The sequence below is a fragment of the Mucilaginibacter sp. genome (assembly GCF_028288225.1).
Lineage (GTDB): Bacteria > Bacteroidota > Bacteroidia > Sphingobacteriales > Sphingobacteriaceae > Mucilaginibacter.
In genome coordinates this window covers 1-24,615 of sequence record NZ_JAQBOC010000074.1, presented here as the reverse complement: position 1 = coordinate 24,615, position 24,615 = coordinate 1, and the positions used below count along the sequence as shown (strand labels likewise).

10 protein-coding genes are annotated in these 24,615 nt (G+C 39.8%); all 10 read right to left on the bottom strand.

The annotated features are described in order from the left end of the window. Positions 1-105: 105 nt before the first annotated feature. On the bottom strand, positions 106-2,526 hold the full coding sequence (locus tag JWQ54_RS21560) for an ABC transporter permease (protein WP_299589219.1): 2,421 nt from the start codon (positions 2,524-2,526) through the stop codon (positions 106-108). 63 nt (positions 2,527-2,589) lie between these two features. Continuing rightward, positions 2,590-5,049, bottom strand: coding sequence for an ABC transporter permease (locus tag JWQ54_RS21555; RefSeq protein ID WP_299589216.1), 2,460 nt, complete (start codon positions 5,047-5,049; stop codon positions 2,590-2,592). A gap of 117 nt (positions 5,050-5,166) precedes the next feature. Continuing rightward, complete coding sequence (locus tag JWQ54_RS21550) at positions 5,167-7,530, bottom strand: ABC transporter permease (protein WP_299589214.1); 2,364 nt, start codon at positions 7,528-7,530, stop codon at positions 5,167-5,169. A gap of 102 nt (positions 7,531-7,632) precedes the next feature. Further along, positions 7,633-10,059 carry an ABC transporter permease gene (locus JWQ54_RS21545; RefSeq protein ID WP_299589212.1) on the bottom strand — a complete coding sequence of 809 codons (2,427 nt, stop codon included), beginning with the start codon at positions 10,057-10,059 and terminating at the stop codon, positions 7,633-7,635. A 239-nt stretch (positions 10,060-10,298) separates the two neighbouring features. Continuing rightward, positions 10,299-12,764 carry an ABC transporter permease gene (locus JWQ54_RS21540; RefSeq protein WP_299589210.1) on the bottom strand — a complete coding sequence of 822 codons (2,466 nt, stop codon included), beginning with the start codon at positions 12,762-12,764 and terminating at the stop codon, positions 10,299-10,301. 128 nt (positions 12,765-12,892) lie between these two features. After that, positions 12,893-15,322, bottom strand: coding sequence for an ABC transporter permease (locus tag JWQ54_RS21535; protein WP_299589208.1), 2,430 nt, complete (start codon positions 15,320-15,322; stop codon positions 12,893-12,895). A 136-nt stretch (positions 15,323-15,458) separates the two neighbouring features. Continuing rightward, complete coding sequence (locus JWQ54_RS21530; protein WP_299589206.1) at positions 15,459-17,894, bottom strand: ABC transporter permease; 2,436 nt, start codon at positions 17,892-17,894, stop codon at positions 15,459-15,461. Positions 17,895-18,007: 113 nt separating this feature from the next. Further along, complete coding sequence (locus tag JWQ54_RS21525) at positions 18,008-20,377, bottom strand: ABC transporter permease (RefSeq protein WP_299589204.1); 2,370 nt, start codon at positions 20,375-20,377, stop codon at positions 18,008-18,010. A 118-nt stretch (positions 20,378-20,495) separates the two neighbouring features. After that, positions 20,496-22,916, bottom strand: coding sequence for an ABC transporter permease (locus JWQ54_RS21520; protein ID WP_299589201.1), 2,421 nt, complete (start codon positions 22,914-22,916; stop codon positions 20,496-20,498). Between the two features lie 324 nt (positions 22,917-23,240). Beyond that, complete coding sequence (locus JWQ54_RS21515) at positions 23,241-24,278, bottom strand: DUF4097 family beta strand repeat-containing protein (protein ID WP_299589198.1); 1,038 nt, start codon at positions 24,276-24,278, stop codon at positions 23,241-23,243. Between the last annotated feature and the right edge of the window lie 337 nt (positions 24,279-24,615).

The window sequence follows — 24,615 nt, the reverse complement described above, 5'->3', positions numbered from 1 at the left end:
GTCATTAGTCATTAGTATTTTAAGGTTGTAAATTGTGTCATTGGATCTTTAGTCTAATCATCCGCCTAAACAAATGACTTAATGACTAATGACCAATGATTAACCTCACTCACTTTTAAGACTTTCCACCGGGTTCACCAATGCTGCCCTTATAGCTTTGTATCCTACAGTTATCCATGCAATAGCAATTGATACCAGTATAGCCAAAATGAATATTTCCGGCCCCAGGCTTACTTTATAAGTAAAGGCTTGCAGCCATTTATTCATAAAATACCAGCCTGTTGGCGCCGAAATGGCAAAAGCTATTAAAATAAGCAGTGTAAATTCCTTTGAAAATAGATAAACAATATGGCTTACTGATGCACCCAGCGTTTTACGGATGCCAACTTCCTTTGTGCGTTGCACCGCCATAAATGAAACCAGCCCGTATAAGCCTAAGCATGATATAAATATAGCTATACCGGCGAATATTTTGTACAAGGTGGATAGCTGATCTTCGCTTTTATAAAATTCAGCTATTTTATCATCTAAAAATTGATATTCATACAGGCCATCAGGGAAATTACTGTTCCATAACTTTTCAACGGAGGCCAGTGTACTGTTGATATTTGAAGGCTGTATCTTGATATTAATTACCTGGTAAACGTCCTTCCACGAGCTCATTAAAACCGGGGGGATCTCCTCTTTCAGTGAGCTTACATTAAAATCTTTTACTACGCCTACAATTTGCGCGGTTTTCTTTTTATCTCCCCATAGGTTAATATATTTCCCGATCGCTTCTTTAGGATCATGTACGCCTAATCTCTTTAACAGAGTTTGGTTTACTATATAGGAATGAATGGTATCACTTTTTGCATAGGCTTGTCCGGCAAGAAATTGCAACTTATATAGGCGAAAATATTCAGCGTCAGCCCATTTTAAATTGGCAGCAAAATCTGTCTTTTTGCCTAAATTATTATAAGTAAAATCGCTGCTCCAGCTATCATTGTCTGACGGGCTTGTAAAACTGTAGCTAACATCTTTTATCCCCGGTTGCTGTATTAGCTGATCCCGTAGTGAATTTAATTTTGTTTTGCTGATACTATCACCAGGAAAAGGAACCGTAAGTATGGCATCTTTTTCAAACCCTAATGATTTGGTTCTGAAATAATTCATCTGGTGGATAATAACCAATGTGCCTATCACCAAAACCTGTGCTATGCAAAACTGTAATACCACCAGTGCCCGGCGTAAGGAGATCCCACTTGTGCGGGCTGAGGCCACCTTGTTTTTAAGTGCAGCAATGGGGTTAAAGCCCGACAGCACCATAGCCGGATATAAACCTGAAAGAAGGGTAACGCTAATAATAACACTGAATAAGAATAACAATATTGTTGAGTCGGAAAGGAAAGCACCGCTAAGCTTAATTTCAAGTAACTTGTTTAATAAAGGTAAAGTAATTTCGGCAAAGCCAATAGCCAATATTACTGCACAAAGCGTGATAATAAATGTTTCGCTGATGAATTGAAATATCAGTTGCTTGCGGTTGCTGCCAAGTACTTTTCTGATCCCTACTTCTTTCGACCTGTTAACAGCCTGTGCTGTTGCCAGGTTGATAAAATTTACACAGGCAATTATTAATAGAAATGCCCCGATTAAACTGATGGCGCTTAAAAGCTGCTTGCCGAAAGGATGGAAAGTAAAAATACTTACTTCAGTATTGTAATGCATGTCGCCTAAAGCCTGTAACTGAAAACCCTGCTTTGCATATTCGGCCGGTTTATGTTTTTTGGTAAACACTTCCAGGTTTTTATTAAACAGGCTTACATTCATATTATCAGGCAGTACCATAAAAACATAGTGCGTGCCGAAAGTGCTTACCCAGTCATTGAGGTTACCATAAAAATTGCTGCCTTTTTCTTTTATAGTTGCGTACGATACAGCTATCTTAATTGGAAAATCAGTATTTGCAGGTAAGTTTTTTAAAATACCCGTTACCTTAAGACTGGTTTTGTTTTCATATTTAATAACCTTTCCCATAGCATCATGCCAGTTTCCGAAAAACTTTTCTGCCTCATCCTGGGTTAAAACAATGGTGTTGGGCTCAGACAGTGCTGTCTTTTTATCACCCGCAAGCCATCCAAAATCAAAAATGTTAAAGAACTGCGGCTCTGTATAATAGGCATCATCTTCTTTAAATTTTTTTACGGCCTGCCCTTTTTTATTATCTACAGTATAATGGCCGCCATAACGGAATATTGCTGCAACATCCTTTATTTGCGGGAAATCCGTCCGTAGCCCTTCGGCAGTAGGAAGCGGTACACCACTCCCCAAACTAAAACCGTTTGGAGTTTGGGATGCCGAAACCACTCTATAGATCCGATCCTTTTTTGAATGGAAATTATCAAAGCTGGTTTCAAAATGCACAACCAGGAAAATGAGCAAACAGGCTGCAATTCCTATTGCCAGGCCAATAATATTTATGGTTGTGTAGCTTTTGTTCCGGAGCAAACTGCGCCAGGCAGTTTTGATGTAATTTTTTATCATTTTATTTGGTCATTAGTCATTACTTTGCGCTTCGATATTTTTATTTCTTAACTGCCAAACTGCTTACTCACTCCTCAAACTTTTCACCGGGTTCGCAACAGCCGCCTTCAAGGCTTGCGAGCCGATGGTAAGTACGCCTATTATTATAGCTATGATGGTTGTGTAAGCAAAAATTGTCCAGTCTATTGGTTTGCGATAAGCAAAGCCCCGCAGCCACTTATCCATTGCCCACCAAGCAATTGGCGAGGCAATAATTATAGATACGATTATCAGCTTTAAAAAATCAATAGAAAGCAGCGAAACTATTGTGCTTACACTTGCTCCTAAAACTTTGCGTACGCCAATCTCTTTTGTTCGTTGTTCGGCGCTGAATGCTGCAAGGCCAAACAGGCCCAGGCATGATATCAGTATAGCTATAATCGTAAAGTAGCCTACAATTGCTGCAAGCCTGTTATCTGCATCATAGTTCTTTTGAAATTGCTCATCCAGGAAGTTGTACTCGAATGGGTCATTCTGATCGTACTTATGCCATAAATTTTCTATCATCTTTAATACCGGTGTCATATTGCCGGATTTAGCATGAACTATAAGGTAGTTATATTGGCTTTTGTCAGCCACCAATTGAAACCCGTACGGTGTAACGGGCGAATGCAGGTCTTCGTAATGAAAATCTTTCACAACTCCCACTATCTGAGTGCTGTATTGTTTTCCTTGCAAGTCATAATGGATATTTTGGCCAATAGCTTTTTGTGGTGTTGCCAATCCAAGCTCTTTTACGGCTGTTTCATTGACTATGATGCGGTTACCCGTGTCCGACTTAAATTGAGCAGAAAACAATCTGCCGGATACCGCTTTAATATCCAGCGTTCGTAAAAAGTCTTCGTCTACATAATTTAAGCGGGTATGTTTGGCATCATTCATCGACTGGCCATCTCTATAGAAAACTGCATCACTTGGATTAGTGATCCCGGGATAATAAGCCGATGCCCCTACCGAAATAATTTGTGTGCTGCTTTTTGTCCCGTTTTTAAGTGCGCCATAAACAGCCTTTGAGTCGTTTGTCCGGAGCGGGATCACAATTTGCTGATCTTTTGCAAAGCCAAGATCGGCAGTGCGCATATAATTCATTTGCCTGGCTATAACCACCGATGCTATGATGAGCACAACCGAAATGATAAACTGGAAGATCACAAGGCCTTTACGGATTGAAACTACTGCCAGCGAATTGGTGAGCTTACCCTTTAAAACCTTAACCGGGTTAAAAGATGACAGGTAAAACGCAGGATAGCTTCCTGCTATAAGGCCGGTTACCAATGCCATCAGCAGGAAATATAAAAACAAAAATTTATCTGCAGCAAATGACAGAATTATTTGCTTACCTGAAACCTGGTTAAACACAGGTAAAAGTAAAACCGTAAATAGCACAGCAATGAGGAATGCTATAAAAGTAGTTAAAACAGACTCGCCCAAAAACTGGCGGATAAGGGAGCTTTTTTCAGCCCCTAAAACCTTTCTTATTCCTACCTCTGATGATCGTTTTGATGACCGTGCGGTTGACAGGTTCATGAAATTAATACAGGCAATCAATAAGGTAAATAGGGCTATTGATGCTAATATAAATAAATAAGTCCTGCTTGCGGGGGCAGTTACATTTGAAGTAAGATCCTTGCTTAAATGGATGTCTTTAACAGAAGCAAGGAATTGCTTTTTATTGCGCCCCATGCGCTTCAGGTCATTGGCTTCGTATTTTTTAACAAAATAAGCAAACTTACTTTCAAGCCTCGCTGCATTAGTACCCGGCTTTAATAAAATATAGGTGTAAAACATATTATTACGGGCAAAATCATTTCCCTGTTTTTGGAGATATTTGTCCATGCCGCCACCTGCAAATGATAAAAAGAAATTGGCATCAATATGCGACGGACTATTTACCGGGCGAAAAACTCCTGTTATCGTATAATCATTGTCGGCATTCATGTTACTGCTGATGTGCAGCACCTTATTAATGGCCGGTTGATCGCCAAAGATCTTTTTTGCCATAGTTTCTGATATCACCGCCGAATTAGGGTTTGCTAGCGCGATATGGGCGTTACCTTCAATAAAATTATAGGTAAACATTTTAAAGAAAGAAGAGTCGGCAAGGAAACCGTGTCCTTCTAAAAATGATTTTTTATCCCCATTGGCCGGAGCATATTGAACAAGATTTACATCATCAGTAAATAAATTCAACAACCTTGTACTTGCTGTAATCTCCGGAAATTCCTGTTTTAAAGCAGCAGAAACCGGCGGAGAAGTATAAGGGGCCTTATCATCCTTTTCACCTTTTTTTATGTTTGTTGTGCCAACCTGGTACAGGTTATCAATGTTTTTGTGATAATTGTCATAGCTGGTTTCATAATGCAGATATAGCGCTATCAGCATACAGCAGGTAAGCCCTACCGCCAAACCGAAAATATTTACAATGGAGAAGAACTTATTCTTCATCATACTGCGCCAGGCAATTTTAATATAGCTTTTTATCATTTTAGTTGGTCATTAGTCATTCGCTTTGCTGTCATTAGTCATTATACCTTAAGGCATTAAATTATGTCATTGATATTTGATCTAATCATCCGTCCAAACAATGATCAATGACTAACCTCACTCACTCCTAAGACTTTTCACCGGGTTCATCAACGCTGCTTTTATGGCTTGAAAACTTACTGTTGCCAGTGCTATAATTATGGCCATAACGCCTGCTGTAGCAAAAACCCACCAGTGGATGCTTACCCTGTACTGATAGCTTTGCAGCCAGTTATTTAAGGCCCACCAGGCAACCGGAAAAGCAATTAAGCATGAAATCCCCACCAGCTGCAAAAAGTCTTTTGAGAGTAAGCTTGTAAGGCCTGCTATGGATGCGCCCAGTACCTTACGGATACCAATTTCTTTAATCCGGCGTTCAGCGGTATATGCAGCCAGCCCAAACAATCCCAGGCATGATATAAATATAGCCAGCCCCGCAAAAACGCCTGCTAATGTGCCTGTTAAGGTTTCTGTTTTAAATAACTGGTTAAAGTCGTCATCAATAAACTGGTATTCAAAAGGATATCCGGGGTTATCCGCTTTTACAATTGAGCCTATCTTAGCCAAAGCATCCTGCATATTAACGTTTTGTTTAACCCGGATGCTTAAAATATAGGTACCTTCCGGGTGATTGTATAACATTAATGGCGCGCCTGATGTGTACATATCATTATACAAATAGTCTTTCACAATGCCGGTTATAATACGCTGCTTGTTATCACCCTCACGTATAATCCCGCCTACCCGGCCTTCTTTACCCATTTGTTTGGCAAATGCTTCGTTTATGATTACATTATTACTATCTGATGATGCATTGGCATTGAAATTTTTGCCTGCAACAAGCTTCATCCCCATTGTCGGGATAAACTGCGCGCTTACATTTTCCCAGCTGATCAACGGATTTTTTGAAGGGTCTTTTCCATCCCACTTATAATTGTCGCTATTACTCCCTATCTGCAATACAGGGTCACTGCTTAAAGCGGCATCTTCCACAACCCCTGATTTTTTAAGGTCGTTGTAAACGCTGGTGAAATTGTCGGCCATTTTGCCCTGCGTATTAATATAGATCAGGTTGTTCTTATTGTATCCGAGCTGCCTGTTTTTTACATGCTGGATCTGCTGATAAATAACAACGGTGCCAATTATCAGTATAATAGATGCAGAAAACTGCATAACCACCAGGCCCTGCCTGATAAGGCCGGAGCTGGTGCTCGATTTTATTTTTATATTTTTTAATACAGCAATTGGATTAAATGAAGATAGGTAAAATGCCGGATAGCTTCCTGCCAATAAACCGGTTATAAGGCCAATCGCAATTAAATATATAATATGGGCAGGCTCAAAAATATTAACAGCCAGTTCTTTTTGTACCAGGTTATTGAATGATGGCAAGGCCAAATAAATAAAACATATAGCTACCAGAACAGCAATAAACGACATAATAACCGCTTCGCCAATAAACTGGACTATCAGCTTACTCTTCCCTGCGCCCATTACCTTACGCACACCAACTTCTTTAGCCCGTTGCTCAGACCGTGCGGTAGAAAGGTTCATGAAGTTGATACAGGCAATAGTTAAAATAATGAAAGCTATAATGGCAAATAAGCGCACATAGGTTATCCTGCCGCCTCCATCCCTTTTACCATCGGTAAAACTATCATGGAGGTTCCAGTCGTTCATAGTAAACAGGAAGCATTCCGTAGTATTGTTGGCGGCTTTTGTGGTTATGTAGTGGCGTAATTTTTTGTTAACCGCATTAACATCAGCAGAGGGCTCCAGCTCAACATAGGTACGTGCCCAGTTAGCACCCCAAACCTGCATCCATGGCTGTTTATGATCTATATTTTTTAGTGGTGCAAGCCAGTGAAACTGAAAAGTTGAATTTTTAGGAAGATCTTTAAAAACACCTGTTACCGTAAAATCCTGTTCATTGTTCATTTTTAAGGATTTTCCCATAGGACTAGCATCGCCAAAAAACTTTTTAGCCATGGTTTCATTAATTACAACGGCGTGCAGCTCATGAAAAGCATTTGATGCATTGCCAAAAACAAATGGCAGATCAAGCATTGGGAATATTTCGGGATCGCCATAAGCGCCTTTCTCATTTATCGCTTTATCGCCAAGTGCAAAAACCATTTGATCATAATTTGACAATATTGCGGCATTCTTTATCCCAGGGATCTCGGATTTGATAGCTTCTGCCATTGGCCCGGGGGTAGCATGGAATGTGCTGACCTTTCCACTATAGGTTTGATTCTCATAAATAGTGTACAGGTTGTCTTTCTTCTTGAAATTACTATTATAGGTAAGCTCATCTTGCACCCATAAAAATATCAGTGAGGCACAAGCTATCCCGATGGCCAGACCGGTGATGTTTAAAAAGCTGTAACCCCTGTTTTTTAACAGGCTGCGTAATGTGGTTTTGAAATAATTCTTTATCATTTTATTTGGTCATTACGTCATTTGCTGCGCTGTCATTAATCATTGGTGTACTTAGTCAAGCGATTTCCCCACCAATGACTAACGACACAATGAGCAATGACTTTATTCACTCCTCATACTCGATACCGGGTTTGCCAATGCAGCTTTTACCGCTTTATAACCTACTGTTACCCATGCCAGTATAATTGAAGCTACCAGAGCCAGTAAAAACACATCAACATTTATGGAGATCCGATAAACAAAGGTTTGAAGATAGCCCGACACCAGGTACCATGATACAGGAACCGCAATCATAAACGAGATACATATCAGTATTACAAACTCCTTTGAAAACAGGAAGACTATGCTCTTTACCGAAGCCCCCAATACTTTACGTACCCCAACTTCTTTGGTTCTTTGTACCACCATGAATGATACCAGCCCATACAGGCCCAAACATGAAATAAATACGGCTATACACGCAAATATTTTATAAACCAGGGCCAGCTGGTTCTCCTGCCTGTAAAATTGAGCTATGTTTTCATCAAGGAAAAAGCCATTGTAGGCATATTCGGGATACATATTTTCCCATTGTTTTTGTAAAGTTGCTACGGTGTTACTCAGATTTTTCGTTTCTATTTTAATAGCAAGCTGCGATTCGAAGTTTTTTCGCGGAGAAATAACTATCGGTTTAACTTCTTCTCTTAACGAATTGGTTTTGAAGTCTTTAACAACGCCAACAATAGGAGCCCAAAATGCTTTATTGCCGCCTAACCTTACAGTTTTGCCTAACGCACCCTCAGCACGCTGAATGCCAAGCTTTTTTATAAAAGTTTCATTTACTACAACCTGCCTGGCTGTATCGCTTTGGTCATAGCCTTTACCTGCAATAAACCGTAATCCAAAGGTTTTAAAATAATCGGCATCGCCATATTTCAAAAATGTGGTGATGCCGTTTTCTTTCGTCGAATGATCAAAATAAAAGTTTGTACCCCAGTTATTTTCTGACGATGGTGCGTCCGAAGCAAAACTTACCGACTTAACCGCGGCATTTTGCATTAGCTGTTGCTTAAATGGTTCTATTTTACGCAGGCTAATGCTATCGGTATAGCCGGGAATTATCAGCACCGCACTTTTATTAAACCCGAGATCGGCCTCATTAACAAAATTCATTTGCTTTATGGCGATGATGGTACCGATGATCAGTAATTGCGAAATGGCAAATTGCATTACCACAAGCCCCCTGCGCAACGGGATCCCACCTATTGAAGCAGCTGTGATCTTATTTTTAAGCGCTAATACGGGCTTAAAACCCGATACCACTAATGCAGGATAAAGGCCTGATAAAAGAATTACTATGCCGGTTACTAATAGCAAAAACAGCGCGCTGCCCACGCTAAGCAAACTGATACTGTCCGGCACACTGGCGATGTTTTTGAGATAGGGTAATGCAAGCTTTGCAACAACCATAGCCAGCAATACCGAGCCTATAACGATAATTGTTGTTTCGCCCATAACCTGGCTTATTAACTGAACCCGGCTGCTCCCTAATACTTTACGGATCCCAACTTCTTTCGACCGCCCTACAGATTGTGCCGTTGACAGGTTAATAAAATTAATGGAAGCCATTAGAATAATAAGTATGGCAATAAGTGACAGCGTACGCAATGTTGCTTTCGTAGTCATATGGTCGCCAAGGGAGCCCCCAAAGCGGGTATCAAAGTGCATTTCGCTTAAGGGCTGTAAAAATTGCACCCGGCCAACTCTGCCCTTATCGCCTGAATGCCTGTGGTTAAACGTTTTAAGCTGTTCATTAACCCTGATAAATGATTCGTTAGCAGGCAATTGCATAAACACCTGGTGATTGCTGCTTACTGAATGCCAGTCGTTAACATATCCATAATCATTAGGGTGCTGTTTCCAGGTTATGAATGATACCAGTACTTTCAGCGGGAAATCACTGTTTGGCTGTGCATCCTCAATCACGCCGGCTACCTTTAAAGTGAGCACATTATTCATTTTCAGCAGTTTGCCGATGGCGTTTTTCCAATCGCCGAAATATTTAATGGCCGTACTTTTATCAATAACAGCCATATTGGGCTCTGCAAGTACTTTTTTATCACCGGTTAACCATGCAGCACTAAAAATGTCAAAGAATTGTGGCTCCATAAACATTACACCCAAATTTTCAGTGAACTTTTTGTTGGCAGCGCTATTTGAAACATTACTAAGTACTGTTATTTGACTGCCGTAATTTAAATTTATCGCTGCTACTTTTGCCTGCGGAAAATCAAGCCTTAAAGCATCTGTTGAGGGGATAGGGATGCCCGGATTATAGGAAAACCCATCTTCGCGTTTCTCCTGGGTGACAACGTGGTAAATATTTTTGTAATTTGGCCTAAAGGTATCAAAGCTCAACTCGTATTGAACAACAACATATATAAGTAAGCAGGCGGCAATACCAACCGTTAAGCCAGAAACATTAATGGCGGCATACGCTTTATGGTGGACTATGTTGCGCCAGGCTATTTTAAAGTAATTTTTAAGCATGATAAAATTCTTAGTGATACAAAACGGTTAAAATACATACCAAATATTTAAATTGTTAATAATCAGATATTTATATAATGTATTAGTGTACGAATATGTTCGTAAGTGTAACACCTGGTGTTCGGTAATGATACAGTTGTGGGATTCCGAAAGTCCGAAAGTCAGTAAAGTCCGAAAGCCTCATGTAGCAATCTTTCTTACGGTCTTTCGGACTTTACTGACTTTCGGACTAAAAAAAATCACTCCGAACGAAGACTCTTTACCGGGTTTGCAATTGCGGCCTTAACTGTTTGAAAACTCGAAGTAAATACCGCTGCAATTAGCATCCCCGCGCCGCTTGCTGCAAAGATCCACCAGCTTATCGGGGTCCTGTCGGCATAAGTTTGTATCCACTTGTTCATGGCATACCATGCTATTGGCGTTACCAGTATAAACGCCAGCAGTATCAGCCACACCAGCTCTGACGATAGTAAGGTTACTATTTGCGTAACCGAAGCACCGAGCACTTTGCGCACGCCAATTTCCTTGGTTCGCTGGTTGGTTGTGTAGATAGCCAAACCAAGTAAGCCCAGGCAGCTGATAAATATTGATAAGCCGGTAGCCCAGTTGAGCAAGGTTGCAGTATGCTGCTCACCGGCATAAAATTTGGCTATTGATTCATCATAAAAATGATAGTCAAAATCATCGTCGGGGTAAATTTCCTTGTATTGCTTTCTCATTGTCGCAATAGCCTTCTTCCACTCGTTGCCACCATCGGTTTGAGGTTTTAATGCAATATGAAATGTCCCGGTTTGATAGGTGTCCTTACCAAAAAGAATAGCCAAAGGATTAATAGGCGATTGCAATGACCGCTCATAAAAATCAGCAACAACACCAACAATTTTCATTTTATGATCACCATTAAACTTAATAATCTGTTTGCCTAAGGCATCATTTGGATTTTTAAAACCAAGTATTTGGGCATATTTATAATTTATCAGGAACGCCCTTGAGGTGTCGCTTTTTTTTATGTTTCTGCCTGCAAGCAGCTTGATCTTATATAACTTAATAAAATTCTCATCGCCACTTTTCAATTCTACGCCGGTTCTTATTTCCTTTTTTCCATCCATATATACGGCCGCAGTGGTATTGGTATTTCCGGACGACGGAGGCGCCCCGCCAATGCTTATCATTTCAACCTGCGGTATGGAACGCAGTTTGTTTAATAATGTAATGTTTCGGTCCATGTTGCGAGTCTTCCAGGGGCTTTGTATAAAAATGATGGCATCCTTTTTAAAGCCAAGGTCTTTATGCAATGCGTAATAAATTTGCTTGCTCACCAAAACCGTTGCCATTATAAAAAACTGCGCTATAACAAACTGCGAAACTGTTAACGATTTACGAAGCCAGGCATTCCTGGTTTTATTGCTATTGCTTTGTGCCTGATTTTTTAGTACTAAAACAGGTTTATATCCCGACAGCATGAGCGCAGGATAAAAACCGGATAAGAAGCTTACAATGATAGTGAGCGCAATAAGGAACAGGATAATATTAGGTTGATGAATAAAATCAGCTTTAATGCCCGGGGCTATAAAATCAGCAAATAGCTTCAATATTAACGGGGCCAGCAGCATCGAAATAATAACTGCAAACAGGGTAATAAAAAAAGTTTCGCTTAAAAATTGTATAACCAGTTGCATGCGGCTGCTACCCATAGTTTTGCGGATGCCAATTTCCTTTGCCCTTTGAGTTGCTTGAGCAGTGGTTAAGTTCACAAAGTTTATACATCCCAATAGCAACAGGAATGCGCCTATTACCAATAAACCATATAACGTGGTTTTATTAGCTGATGAGCTAAAATCAAATGTTCCGTATTTTTCACTAAAGTGAATGTTGCCTAGTGGCTCCAGGCTAAATGCGTGGGTGCTTCCTTTTAATTCGGGTCTCGGCGGGCTGCTTTTCTTTAATATTGTATTTAGTTGCTTTTCAACATTTGCTGCAGAAGCGGTTGGCGACAATTTGATAAAAACCTCCGAGGCTGAATTTGTATTTTCCCATTCTTTTAACCCCAGTTGATCGGCCAAATCCTTATTTGCTGTACCTGTACTAAAAGATATAAAGTCATGAAAAGCAAAATCGGTGTTTTCTGTTATCGTTTGTACTATGCCTGTAACAGTTGTTTTAATGGTATCATATGTAACAGTTTTGCCTATCATCTGATCATAAGACAACGATGGGAAATAAAGCTTTGCGCGCTCCGACGTTAATACAACATGGTTGGGTGCATCTAACGCATTGGTGGACGAGCCGGCGAGCCACACGTAATTAAATATTTTAAAGTATGCCTGGTCCGCCAGTACAATTTTATCCTGGGCCTTAAATCTTGTTGGAATATTTTTTTTTCCGGCAATAAATACATCAGGGGTTAGCGTAAAAAGTGGAGCAGTTAATTCAACCCCGGTTGCCTGGCTTTTAATGGCTTCAGCTAACGGGCCGCAAACGCCGGGAGTATAGCTTGGGTTACCCTGGAAGCTAAAATTACTTACAACTCTATAGATCCTGTCGCTATCCTTATGGAATTTATCAAAAGAAAGATCGTAATGAACAATGAGGTAAATTACTAATGAAGCACTTATGCCTATTGATAAGCCAATTATATTTATAAATGTAAACAGCTTGTGCTTCCAAAATCCCCTGAAAGCAATCTTAAAATAGTTTTTTATCATGACAGTTGGTTTATTTATAGTTCATTGTTGATGGTTCTATTTATAGTTCATTGTTGATGGTTCATAGCTCATAGCCGAAATTTTATAACATGCTTTTTAAAACCTAATCTCTGATTTCTAGCCTCTAATCACTCCGAACGCAGACTCTTCACCGGGTTTGCCAACGCCGCTTTAATTGACTGAAAGCTTATGGTAACAAAAGCTATTATCAATGCTATTACACCTGCCATTGCCAATACCCACCAGCTAATACTGATGCGGAATGCAAAATCAAGCAGCCACGTGTTCATGGCATACCATGCTACAGGTATGGCTATCAGTGCAGAAATTATCACCAGCTTCAAAAAATCGCGCGATAACGCTACAACTATTTGTGGCACGCTTGCACCCAGCACTTTGCGCAGGCCAATTTCCTTAACCCGCTGGCCTATTGTAAAGGCTGATAGCCCTAATAATCCGAGGCAAGCTATAAAGATTGCTATGCACGAAAATATGGTGAACAATGTGCCCTGCTCTTCTTCTGCGCTATAGAGTTTAGCAAACTTATCATCAAGAAAAGAAAATTCAAACGGCGTGTCTGGCTGATACTTTTTCCATACGCTGCTTATCATCGCCAATGCCGCCTGCACATTGTGCCCGTCTACCTTAATAGAAAGCTTTCCGAAATAATCAAACCTGGGTAATTGAAAAAGCAGGGGTATCACTTTTTGGTGCAGCGACTCAAACTGCACGTCCTTAACAACGCCGATAACTTTGCCTTTTACGCCGCCGTAACTTATATCACGGCCAATCGCATTTTCGGCTGTTTTCCATTCCAGTTGTTTAACAGCTTGTTCGTTAATTATGTAGGCAGCTGTATCTGTTGGGTATGCTTTCGAAAATTCCCGTCCGGCAGCCATATGCATATCATAGGTGGAGTTGAAATCATAATCTGCCTGTACAAATTTAAGCTCGATTTTAACCTGGTGCATCGAACCGTTGTGCATTACCGCAGCATCTGATGCGCTTAAAATACGATCAGATGGAATGTAGCTGGATTTACCAATTTTCTTTATTGCCGGGTTTCTTAAAAGGTCGGCTTTAAAGGATTCATATCGTTTAACAAAACCGGGGCCGTAGTCCATTGTAATAATATTGTCTTTATTATAACCAAGGTTTTTGTTCTGCATATATTGTAACTGCTGGTAAACCACAGCGGTTGCAACTATCAGTATTATTGAAATAGAGAATTGGGTAACAACCAGTGCTTTCCTGAACGAAATATTACCGGAGCCAACCTTAAATATTCCTTTAAGTACTTTAACCGGTAAAAACGATGACATAAACAAGGCTGGGTACGCCCCGCTTATCAGGCCAATTACAAATGGCAGAAAAAACATCGGCAACAAAACCTTCCATTGCAGAAGCACATCTATTGAAAAGTTATTACCGGATATTTTATTAATGACCGGCGCAACCAGTACACTAATTGCAAATGCAAGCGCCAAAGCTATAAAGGATATCAGAATTGATTCACTCAGGAACTGCCAGATAATTTCCTTTCGCAGTGCCCCTACCACCTTTCTTACGCCTATCTCTTTTGCCCTCAATATAGACCGTGCTGTCGACAGGTTCATGTAGTTAATGCACGCTATCAAAAGAATAAACAACGCGATAGCCGAAAATATATAGATCCTCTTTATATCTCCGTTTGGCTCTATTTCTGTATCAAGATGGGAATAAAGGTGTATATCGGCTAACTTTTGCAAGTCGAGCTTTGTAGCCTGATGCGTTTTGGTATTACCGGGTAAATTATTTAAGTGGACATATTTATCAAGAAACGATGGAAGCTGCGACTCAATTCGGGCTACATTATAGTTTTCAGGAAAAAGCAAATAAGTAAAGAAAGCATTATGGTTAAACCTTGTTGTCAGAGGTATCTGGCCGTAAACGCTGGTATCATTAAGTGTATTGAATGATAGCAGTAGCTGGGGATGGAAATGGGAGTTTGGGGCAAGTTCCTTAAAAATACCGGTTACCTTAAACTCGCGCTTGTTGCCATTAAGCTGAATAGTTTTATTCATCGGGTCGGCGCCGTCAAAATACTTTCTTGCCATACTTTCGGTTAGCATAACACTATATGGGTCAGCGAGGGCTGTTTTAGCATCGCCTTTTAAAACCGGAATGCTAAAAACTGAGAACAGATTTTTTTCTGCATAAAAAGCATCTTTTTCGTTAAAAAGCTTACTGCCATATTTTAGCGTAACCGACCCCGTGGGCCATAATCTTGTCATTTGCTCAATATCGGGGAAGGCATTTTTGAGCAAGGGCCCGAAGGGGGGAGCTACTGAACCTGTATGAAGGCTCGCCGTTCCATCAGCAGCATAGAAAGTACGCGTTACACGGTAAATGTTTTTGGCATTGGTGTTGAATAAGTCGTAGCTTTTTTCATTAATAATATACGAAAGGATAAGCAGGCAGCACGTTAAACCTACTGTAAGGCCGAAAATATTTATAAACGAAATAAATTTATTTCGCATAATATTACGGATGGTGCTTTTTAAATAGTTTCGTATCATGTTATTTGGTCATTAGTCATTCGCTTTGCTGTCATTAGTCATTGGTGTATTACGGTTATAAATTGTGTCATTGGATATTGTAGTCTAATCACCCGCCTAAACAAATGACCTAATGACTAATGACCAATGACTACTCTCACTCGGAACGCAGACTCTTCACCGGATTTGCCAGTGCTGCTTTAATTGATTGAAAGCTTATGGTAAAAAAAGCGATAATCAGAGCTATTACACCCGCCATCAACAATACCCACCAGCTAATGTCAATGCGGAATGCAAAATCACCTAAAAACCACTTATTCATTGAAAAAAAAGCTACAGGTAACCCAATTATCATCGCTATCAAAACAAGCTTTAAAAAATCTTTGGAAAGCTCGGTAACTATCTGCGGAACACTGGCACCCAATACTTTGCGCACACCAATTTCTTTAACCCTTTGTGTTATGGTAAAGGCCGATAAACCAAACAAGCCAAGGCATGCAATAAATATAGCAATACACGAGAATATTGTGAACAGACTCCCCTGCTGCTGTTCACTGTTGTAAAGCTGGCCAAACCGTTCGTCCAGGAAAGTAAAATCAAATGGTGTTTCGGGCAGGTATTTGTGCCATGTTTGTTCAACAGCAGCTATTGCGGCTTTGGTATTATTGCCGTCAACCTTTATCGAAATTTTACCATAGTAATTGTTAGGCGACGGCAAACTAAATAATAACGGGATGATCTTCTGATGCAACGATTCAAAATGAAAATCTTTAACTACTCCCACTATTTTTCCTTTGGTACTGCCATACACCATATCCTTATCCAATGCGTTTTCAGCTGTTTTCCAGCCAAATTCCCTTACTGCTTCCTCATTAATAATAAAATTGTTGGTATCGTTCGCAAAAGCTTTTGAGAAGTTCCGTCCTGCTGCCATTTGCATGCCATAGGTTGGAATAAAACCATAATCGGCGGTGATATATTTAAGGTCGATTTTGATGGGTTGCAATGATCCCCCCTCTATTATCTTTGCATTCTGATCGTCCAGTAAGCGCCCGGATGGAATGCGGGATGAGATGCCTATTTCTTTAACGGTTGTGTTTCTTTTTAAATCATTTTTAAATGCTTCATATTGTTTGGTTAAGGCATTCGGGTAATTCATCGTTATAATATGATCTTTATTAAAACCCAACGCCAATTTTTGGATGTATTGGAGCTGCTGAAACACAACAGTTGTCGCCACAATTAAAATTATAGAAATTGAAAACTGTACTACTACCAGCACCTTCCTGAAAGAAATACCACCCGATCCTGTTTTTATTATTCCCTTCAGAACTTTTACAGGTAGAAATGATGACATAAAAATTGCCGGGTAGATACCGCTTATCAACCCGATAACAAACGGAAGCGCGATTAACGGCAATAAAATATTCCACTGCAGCAAACTATTGAACGATAAAAACTGGCTGGACAGCTTATTTACAAATGGTATTAGTAAAAGCGTTAATATAACAGCAAGGATGAGCGCCATCCAGGTAATTAATACCGATTCGCTTAGGAACTGGCTGATGATCTCTTTCCGCTGTGCTCCTATTACCTTCCTGATCCCAATTTCCTTTGCCCTTAAGGCCGACCTGGCAGTAGACAAATTCATGTAGTTTATACAGGCTATCAGCAAAATAAAGAGAGCAATTGCTGAAAATATATATACGCGTTTTACATCGCCGTTTTCCTCAATCTCATCATCAAGGTGCGACTTAAGGTGAATGTCAGTCAAATTTTGCAGTTCCAGCTTTGTTACCTGGTGGGTTTTCAGGTTCCCGGGCAGACCTTGGAAACTGACATATTTATCAAGAAAATCAGGTAACTGCGCTTTAACCCGTTCAACATTGTAATCTTTAGGGAAAAGCAGATAGGTATAAAATGAGTTGTTGCCATAATTAGTTTGCAATTGTTTTTCACCATAAATAGCCGAATCCTTTAGAGTATTAAATGACATTAATATTTCAGGATGCATATGCGAATTAGCCGGGAATGCCTTGAAAACACCGGTCACTTTAAAATCATGCTTTGGGTTATCCAGTAAAATGGATTTGTTTATTGGATTTTCATCGCCAAAATATTTTTTAGCCATATCCTCTGAGAGCATTATGCTGTAAGGGTTAAGCAAACCGTTTTTAGCATCGCCCTTTACTATCGGTGTATTAAACAGCGCGAAAAAGTTCTCATCAGCAAAAACGGCATTCTTTTCATTAAAAAGCTTGTCGTTGTACTTTAAGGCAACTGTTCCGTTTGGCAGCATCCTGGTCATTTTTTTTATGTCAGAAAATGCATTTTTAAGCAAAGGGCCAAAGGGCGGCGCAACCGCGCTCAGGTGCAGGTTTTCAACTCCCGGCGCAGTGTAAAAGATCCGGGTTACCCTGTATATATCCTTAGCGTTCTTGTTAAATTTATCATAGCTGCGCTCATTTATAATATAAGCCAAAATAAGCAAGCAGCAGGTTAACCCCACGGTTAAGCCAAATATGTTGATGAATGAGATAAACGGGTGCCTTTTGATATTTCTGAAAGCACTCCTCAAATAGTTCTTTATCATTTTATTTAGTCATTAGTCATTGTGTCATTGGTCATTAGTGTCTTAAAGCTGTGTCATTGGTCATTTTGATTAATCATCCGGTTAAACAAATGACTAATGCCCAATGACTAATCTTACTCGGAACGCAGGCTCTTCACCGGGTTTGCAATGGCCGCTTTTATTGACTGGAAGCTGATAGTTATCAATGCAATTCCTACAGCCATTAAACCTGCCAAAAGAAATATCACCCAGTTAATATCGATCCGGTAAACAAAATTTTGCAGCCATTTATTCATAGCCCACCATGCAATTGGCGAACCTATTGCGATAGAAAGCAAAACCAGCCTCAAAAAATCTTTCGAAACCAGGGTTACTATACTGGATACGCTCGCACCCAGTACTTTGCGGATCCCGATCTCTTTTGTCATGATCTGTGCTGTATATGTTGCTAATCCTAACAAGCCAAGACATGAAATGATAATTGCGATTGCAGAAAAAAGGTTAAATAAAATGCCTGTTCGCTGGTCGGTTTTATACAGGTTGCCATATTCTTCATCCATAAAGCTATACTCAAAGGGAAAACCCGGATTATACCGGTTCCATAAGCGGTTAGCCGCAGCAATGGCTTTGGCGGCATTTTTACCGGTGGTTTTTACATAAAGTAAACGACCGTTAGGCTCAAAATAAATTACAGTAGGTTCAATCCTTTCTTTTAACGATGCTGTATTAAAATCTTTTACAACTCCAATAATGGTTCCCTCGGTTTCCTGTAACTTCAGGCGTTTACCAATGGGATTTTTTATCCCGGTTAATTTAACGGCTGTTTCGTTTAAGATAAAACGGGCTGAGTCTGATTTTACACCCGAAAAATTATTTCCGGCCAATAATTTAATTTTCATCAACGGGATAAACTTCTCATCTATCCCCAGGTGATGTATAACGATACCGGCATTAGGGTCTTTCCCATCCCAGTTTACACCTGCAGTGGTATGCATGTTATTTACCAGGTTATTATCCGATGAAGTTACAGCCTCAATCCCCGGATGATTTCTTAATTCAGCTTTAACCACATCCTGGTGTTTTTGCATTTCGCCCATATTGAAAGAGAAAACCTGCGAACGGTCATAACCCGGGTCTTTTTCACGGATATATTTTAATTGTTTGCCAATTACCAGGGTAACAATTATCAGGGTAACCGAAAAAACAAACTGGGTGGTAACCAATATCTTCCTGAAAGTAACATTACCCACGCCTAATGTTATTTTCCCTTTTAATGCCTTTAATGGTTCAAAAGACGATAACAATATAGATGGATAGATAGATGATGCCAGCAATGTACCGATAACAGTAACCGAAACTATTTTCCATACTGCGGGATCGGCAAGGTTAAGGTGCATGTGTTTTCCCGAGATCTGGTTATAATATGGCATTAGCAGGGTAATTAAGACATATGCAAATACCAGCGCGATACCAAAAAACAGAACTGTTTCAATAATAAACTGTGCAAACAGTTGTGTTTTTTGAGCGCCTACAATTTTACGGATGCTTACCTCTTTTGCGCGGATCATCGACCGGGCGGTTGAAAGATTAACATAATTGATACAGGCTATCAGCAATATTAAAACAGCAACAATTAAAAATATATTAACCGTTTGCATTCCTGATGCTGTGCCATCTGCCTGGTACAGGTGAATTGTTGAAAGTGGTTGTAACTGATAGGCATTCTCCTTTAAATTCACCTTTATCCATGGTGCATTTTTTGCCTGGATCCGGATCAGTTTTTCCCCAATGGGTTTTATAGGCGTACCGGGTTGAATTTCAAAGAAAGTAGTATACCCAAAATTACCCCAGTTGCTATCAAGTGATTTCCAGAAACCCTTGCCGTTATATTCCCTGGCTACCAGGTTCATTGAGAACAGCATATTATAATTTATGCTTGAGTTATCCGGAAAATCAGCAATTACACCGCTCACTGTATAATTGTCCTTATGATCTTGCTGTAACACTTTCCCTATAGGGTCTTCTTCCCCAAAATACTTTTTCGCTGTAGATTGTGTGATGATTACAGACTGATTATTAGGGAATGGATTTTTGGCATCTCCTTTTATCCATCTAAAATCAAACATCCTAAAAAGCGAAGGATCGGTATATGCTGCATTTTCTTCTTTTAATAGCTTATCCTTATAACCAAAAACGCTATTGTAGGCATGGGTTATACGTACCGCATTTTTAACACCAGGCACTTCTTTTAAAGCATAAGTTGCTACCGGCGCCTGTGCATTATCCCAAATTCTTTTGGTGCTCCCGCTTCCCAAAAATGAATTAACACGGTAGATGTTTTTTGTTTTTGTATGAAAAGAATCAAAGCTTAGCTCATCCTGTACCCATAATAAAATAAGCATCCCGATTGCCATGCCTATAGTAAGTCCGGCAATATTGATTGCTGAATAAAATTTATTCTTTACCAGATTCCGCCACGCGGTTTTGAAGTAGTTTTTTATCATTGTATTTAGTCATTTGTCATTCGCTTCGCTGTCATTAGTCATTCGTGCTTTGAGGTTGTAAATTGTATTATTGGATAATTAGTCTAATCCACAAATGACTAGTGCCTAATGACCAACCTCACTCAGAACGCAGGCTATTCACCGGGTTTGCCAGGGCTGCTTTAATTGATTGGAAGCTGATTGTAATTGTAGCTACCAATAAAGCTATACCTGCCGCCAGTACAAATACCCACCATTGAATATCTATCCGGTAGGCAAAATCCTGTAACCATTTACTCATGGCATACCATGTTATCGGGAAAGCAATTAACGATGCAATAACTATCAGCTTTAAAAACTCTTTTGATAGCATTACTGTAATGCTGCCCGATGTTGCACCTAAAACCTTCCTGATCCCTATTTCTTTTACCCGCTGGCGGATCATAAACGCTGCTAAACCAAACAGGCCAAGGCTGGCTATAATTACAGCGATAACAGCAAATGATGTGAATATTTGCCCGGTACGTTCCTCGGTGTTGTATAGCGAAGCAAATTGCTGGTCTAAAAATGTGTAGTTAAACACGCCGCCAGGATTGAAAGCGGTCCACTGGTTTTTAATATCATTTACAAGTGTATGAACATCTGCAGCTTTTATTTTAACTATTACTGACCCTGTACTATGTCCGCTCAACATCATTAATGAAACAATTTTTTGTTTGGCCGATGTATAGTGGAAATCCTTTACTACCCCAACAACTGTAAAATGCCGCTGCCCCGAGCGAATAATTGTTTTTCCAAGCGGATTAGTATTTCCCCAACCCAGATCGCGTACAGCTGCTTCGTTAATAATAACCGAAGCCGAATCGCCGGGAGCATTCGGATAAAAGTTTCGCCCTTTAATTAATTGAATGCCCAATGTTGGGATATAGGTATTATCCACATGAAAAATATTTGTGTGGATTTCAGACCGGGTGCCTTTATCAGCAACATCTTTGGCATAAATTTGTGTGCCATCAACGCCCCCATTATAACCAGGCACACTGCTTGATATAGTAGCATTTACCACTCTGTTATCATTTAAAAGCTGTTGTTTAAAAGCATTGATATTATTACCAAGCGTGTAGGCATCGTTAATTACCAAAACCTGGTTTTTATCATAACCCAATTTTTTGTTTTGCATATAATGCAGTTGCTGGTAAACCACAAAGGTTGCTATAATAAGTGCAGTTGATATAGCAAACTGAAACACAATTAAGCTGCTGCGTAATCCACCTTTGCCTGCAGTTTGAGCCACGCTATTCCCTTTTAACACTGCCAGGATTTTAAATGACGATAGGAAAAATGCAGGATAAATACCCGCTACCACGCCAACAAATATTGTAAGGGTAATTTCTAAAATCAGAGCCTGGTAATTCAGGAAAAATCCGAAGTTAATGTGTTTGCCGGCCAGATTATTAAAATATGGCAGCAACAGGTAAATTATACCCAGTGCAAAAAGCATTGCTAAGGCCGTAAGCATCACAGATTCTGTAAGGAATTGCGAAACCAGCTTGTTTTTCTCGGATCCTAATACTTTTCTGATCCCAATTTCTTTTGAGCGTTTTGACGAGCTTGCAGTTGAAAGATTGGTAAAGTTGATACAGGCTAACAGTAAAATAAATAATGCCAGGGCGCCAAATATGTACACATAGTGAATATCACCATTGGCCTCAAATTCATATTTGGTTGCCGAGTGCAGGTGAATGTCAGTTATAGGTTGTAAAAAAAACTTAAAGGTATTTACAGATTTTTGAGCTTCGGCCAGGCTAACCCCCATGTCAGTCTGAATTTCAGGCACCACATGTTTGGTTACCAGCTGCGGGAAACTTGCTTCCAGTTTTTTGATGTCAGCGTTTTTGTTTAGCAACAGGTAGGTGTAATAGCCAATATTGCTCCACGTTTGTTTTGTTGAAGCAGTTATAAAAGTTGAGATACTCATAAACGCATCAGCATGAAAATGCGAGTTATCCGGAACTTTATCAATAACACCGGTAATCCTGGTAGGTACATCCGCTATGGTCAGAACTTTATTTAGAGCTGATGAATTACCAAAATACTTCAATGCAAAAGCTTTTGTTATAACTGCACTATTGGGTTCGGTAAGCGAAGTTTTAATATCACCTTCTAATAAGGGGATTGAAAATAACTGGAGAAAATTTGAATCAATCAGTACAATTTTCTCTTCCTTAAACTGCTTATCATTGTATTTTACAAATACCGGTCCACGGTTTTCCAAGCGGGTGGTAGCCAGCACTTCGGGGTACGCATTTTTTATGCCCTGCCCTACTGCTATATCAACATTCGGATAATTATTGGCATCATTTGCATCGGTACGCAAACCTACTCTATACAGCTGTTTAGCATTTGCAGAATAAGTATCGTATGTTAATTCCTGGTATAAATAAGCGCTTATAAGCATACAGCAGGTTAATCCAACCGCTAATCCAAAAACGTTTATAAGCGAGAATACTTTGTTTCTCCTCAAATTTCGCCAGGCTGTTATTATAAAGTTTTTAATCATCTAATTAATTTATTGGTGGGGATTTGCTAACTGCCATTAGAATCCCCTTGTGTATTGTTCGTTTTTTTAATAATAGGTTTAAAATACATACCAATTATATAACATATTGCAAATCAATTAATTGTATTTTAATTTTAATTATAACTGTATCATTAACGAACACCCTGTGTTACGCCTGCGGACAGTAGTTTTTGATTTCGGATTTCGGAATTCCGATTTCGGATTTGATTGAAGTTAAAACCTATGATGGGGATAAAACAAAAAACGGTTCTGATATGCCACCATTAGCACATCAGAACCGTTGATCAAAACTATTTGAATCTACTAATTAAAGCTTATAGTCAGGTTATCGCTGGCATCAACATTAACCGGCACCCCGCCCCCGTTTAAAGTACCTTTTACATGGTCTTTTTCCCACTCACCGCTAAAATTGCTTATGTGGGCTGTATTTATTTTACTTGCAGACAAATTAAGGGTCATGCCCTGGCCTGAGGGAAGCTTCAGATCAACATGCCCTCCGCTAACATCAAGCTTAACGTATTTTCCTAACTGTTGCATATCTACGTGCATGCTGCCACCACTTGTAGATGCATTAAGGCTGCAGGCCATGGCTGATAAATTAACACTGCCGCCAGATGTGCCGGTAATTAACTCACCCTTTATATCATTTGCCTGGATGCTGCCTCCACTTGTGTTAGCAGTAATTGAACCATTTAATGCTTCAAGGTGTAATGAACCACCTGATGTTTCCAGCTTTATTTTACCCTGGCAATTTTTTGCACGGATGCTTCCGCCGCTTGTTTCAAGGTTGATATTATCTTTTGAATTGCTAACATCAATACTACCGCCTGACGTTTCGCCTTTTATCAGACCAGCCAGGTTATCCATGTGCAAACTGCCGCCACTGGTGCTAAATTCCTGAGCACCGGTTAAATTGTCCAGGTGGATACTTCCGCCGCTGGTATTTAGATGAGTAGCAACTTGCCTTGGCGTAAATATTTTAAAAGAAATGCTCAGTTGCCTTCTCCAGTTAAAATTTCCTTCATGCTTTCTTTTTGCAGTTGCATGTAATTCGTGATTACTTACAGAAACATTAAGCTCATAGTCATCACTAAGGCGTTTGTCAATTTCTTCTTTTGAAAGCTCCTGGCCATTATTGCCGCGTACATAGATTTCAATACGGGGTGATTCGCCTCCTCCGCTAACAGAAATACTGCCGCCCGATGTCTTTACAAATACATCCTTAATAGCGTCATTAGCTAATGATTTGGTTTGATAAGGAGTTTTATCCGAATTGCCCTGGGCCAAAGCAACCGTGCTTGAGCAGGCAATTAATAATAGTGCAAGGTAAGTTTTCATCATTTTAAGTTTATTTATCTATTAGACTACTTTTTGTTTCACTACGTTGCATGGTGTTAAAAATAATAATGGCCTGGATTGACCAATGTCATTAACGAGAGTTCGACATAAGCAAACGGTCACCTAATCCCAACCCTTCTCCAACCATGAGCAGCCGTAGTTTTAGATGAGGCGAAGCGCAAGTTTGTGTATTCACGCCGGCAAAGCGTTCCATTTTTTTCAACTGACTTTCCCTAAAATAGGTTGACAAATAAACAGTGGAAAGATGAATCATAATATAAACAAGTCAGCCATCGTTTCAGAGTATTTAAAAGGTGGAGTATCTTACCGGGATTTGCAG

Excerpts from the sequence above, each read along its gene's own strand:
- JWQ54_RS21560 (WP_299589219.1), bottom strand. The coding sequence starts at position 2,526 with ATGATAAAAAATTACATCAAAACTGCCTGGCGCAGTTTGCTCCGGAAC.
- JWQ54_RS21555 (WP_299589216.1), bottom strand. The coding sequence starts at position 5,049 with ATGATAAAAAGCTATATTAAAATTGCCTGGCGCAGTATGATGAAGAAT.
- JWQ54_RS21550 (WP_299589214.1), bottom strand. The coding sequence starts at position 7,530 with ATGATAAAGAATTATTTCAAAACCACATTACGCAGCCTGTTAAAAAAC.
- JWQ54_RS21545 (WP_299589212.1), bottom strand. The coding sequence starts at position 10,059 with ATGCTTAAAAATTACTTTAAAATAGCCTGGCGCAACATAGTCCACCAT.
- JWQ54_RS21540 (WP_299589210.1), bottom strand. The coding sequence starts at position 12,764 with ATGATAAAAAACTATTTTAAGATTGCTTTCAGGGGATTTTGGAAGCAC.
- JWQ54_RS21535 (WP_299589208.1), bottom strand. The coding sequence starts at position 15,322 with ATGATACGAAACTATTTAAAAAGCACCATCCGTAATATTATGCGAAAT.
- JWQ54_RS21530 (WP_299589206.1), bottom strand. The coding sequence starts at position 17,894 with ATGATAAAGAACTATTTGAGGAGTGCTTTCAGAAATATCAAAAGGCAC.
- JWQ54_RS21525 (WP_299589204.1), bottom strand. The coding sequence starts at position 20,377 with ATGATAAAAAACTACTTCAAAACCGCGTGGCGGAATCTGGTAAAGAAT.
- JWQ54_RS21520 (WP_299589201.1), bottom strand. The coding sequence starts at position 22,916 with ATGATTAAAAACTTTATAATAACAGCCTGGCGAAATTTGAGGAGAAAC.
- JWQ54_RS21515 (WP_299589198.1), bottom strand. The coding sequence starts at position 24,278 with ATGATGAAAACTTACCTTGCACTATTATTAATTGCCTGCTCAAGCACG.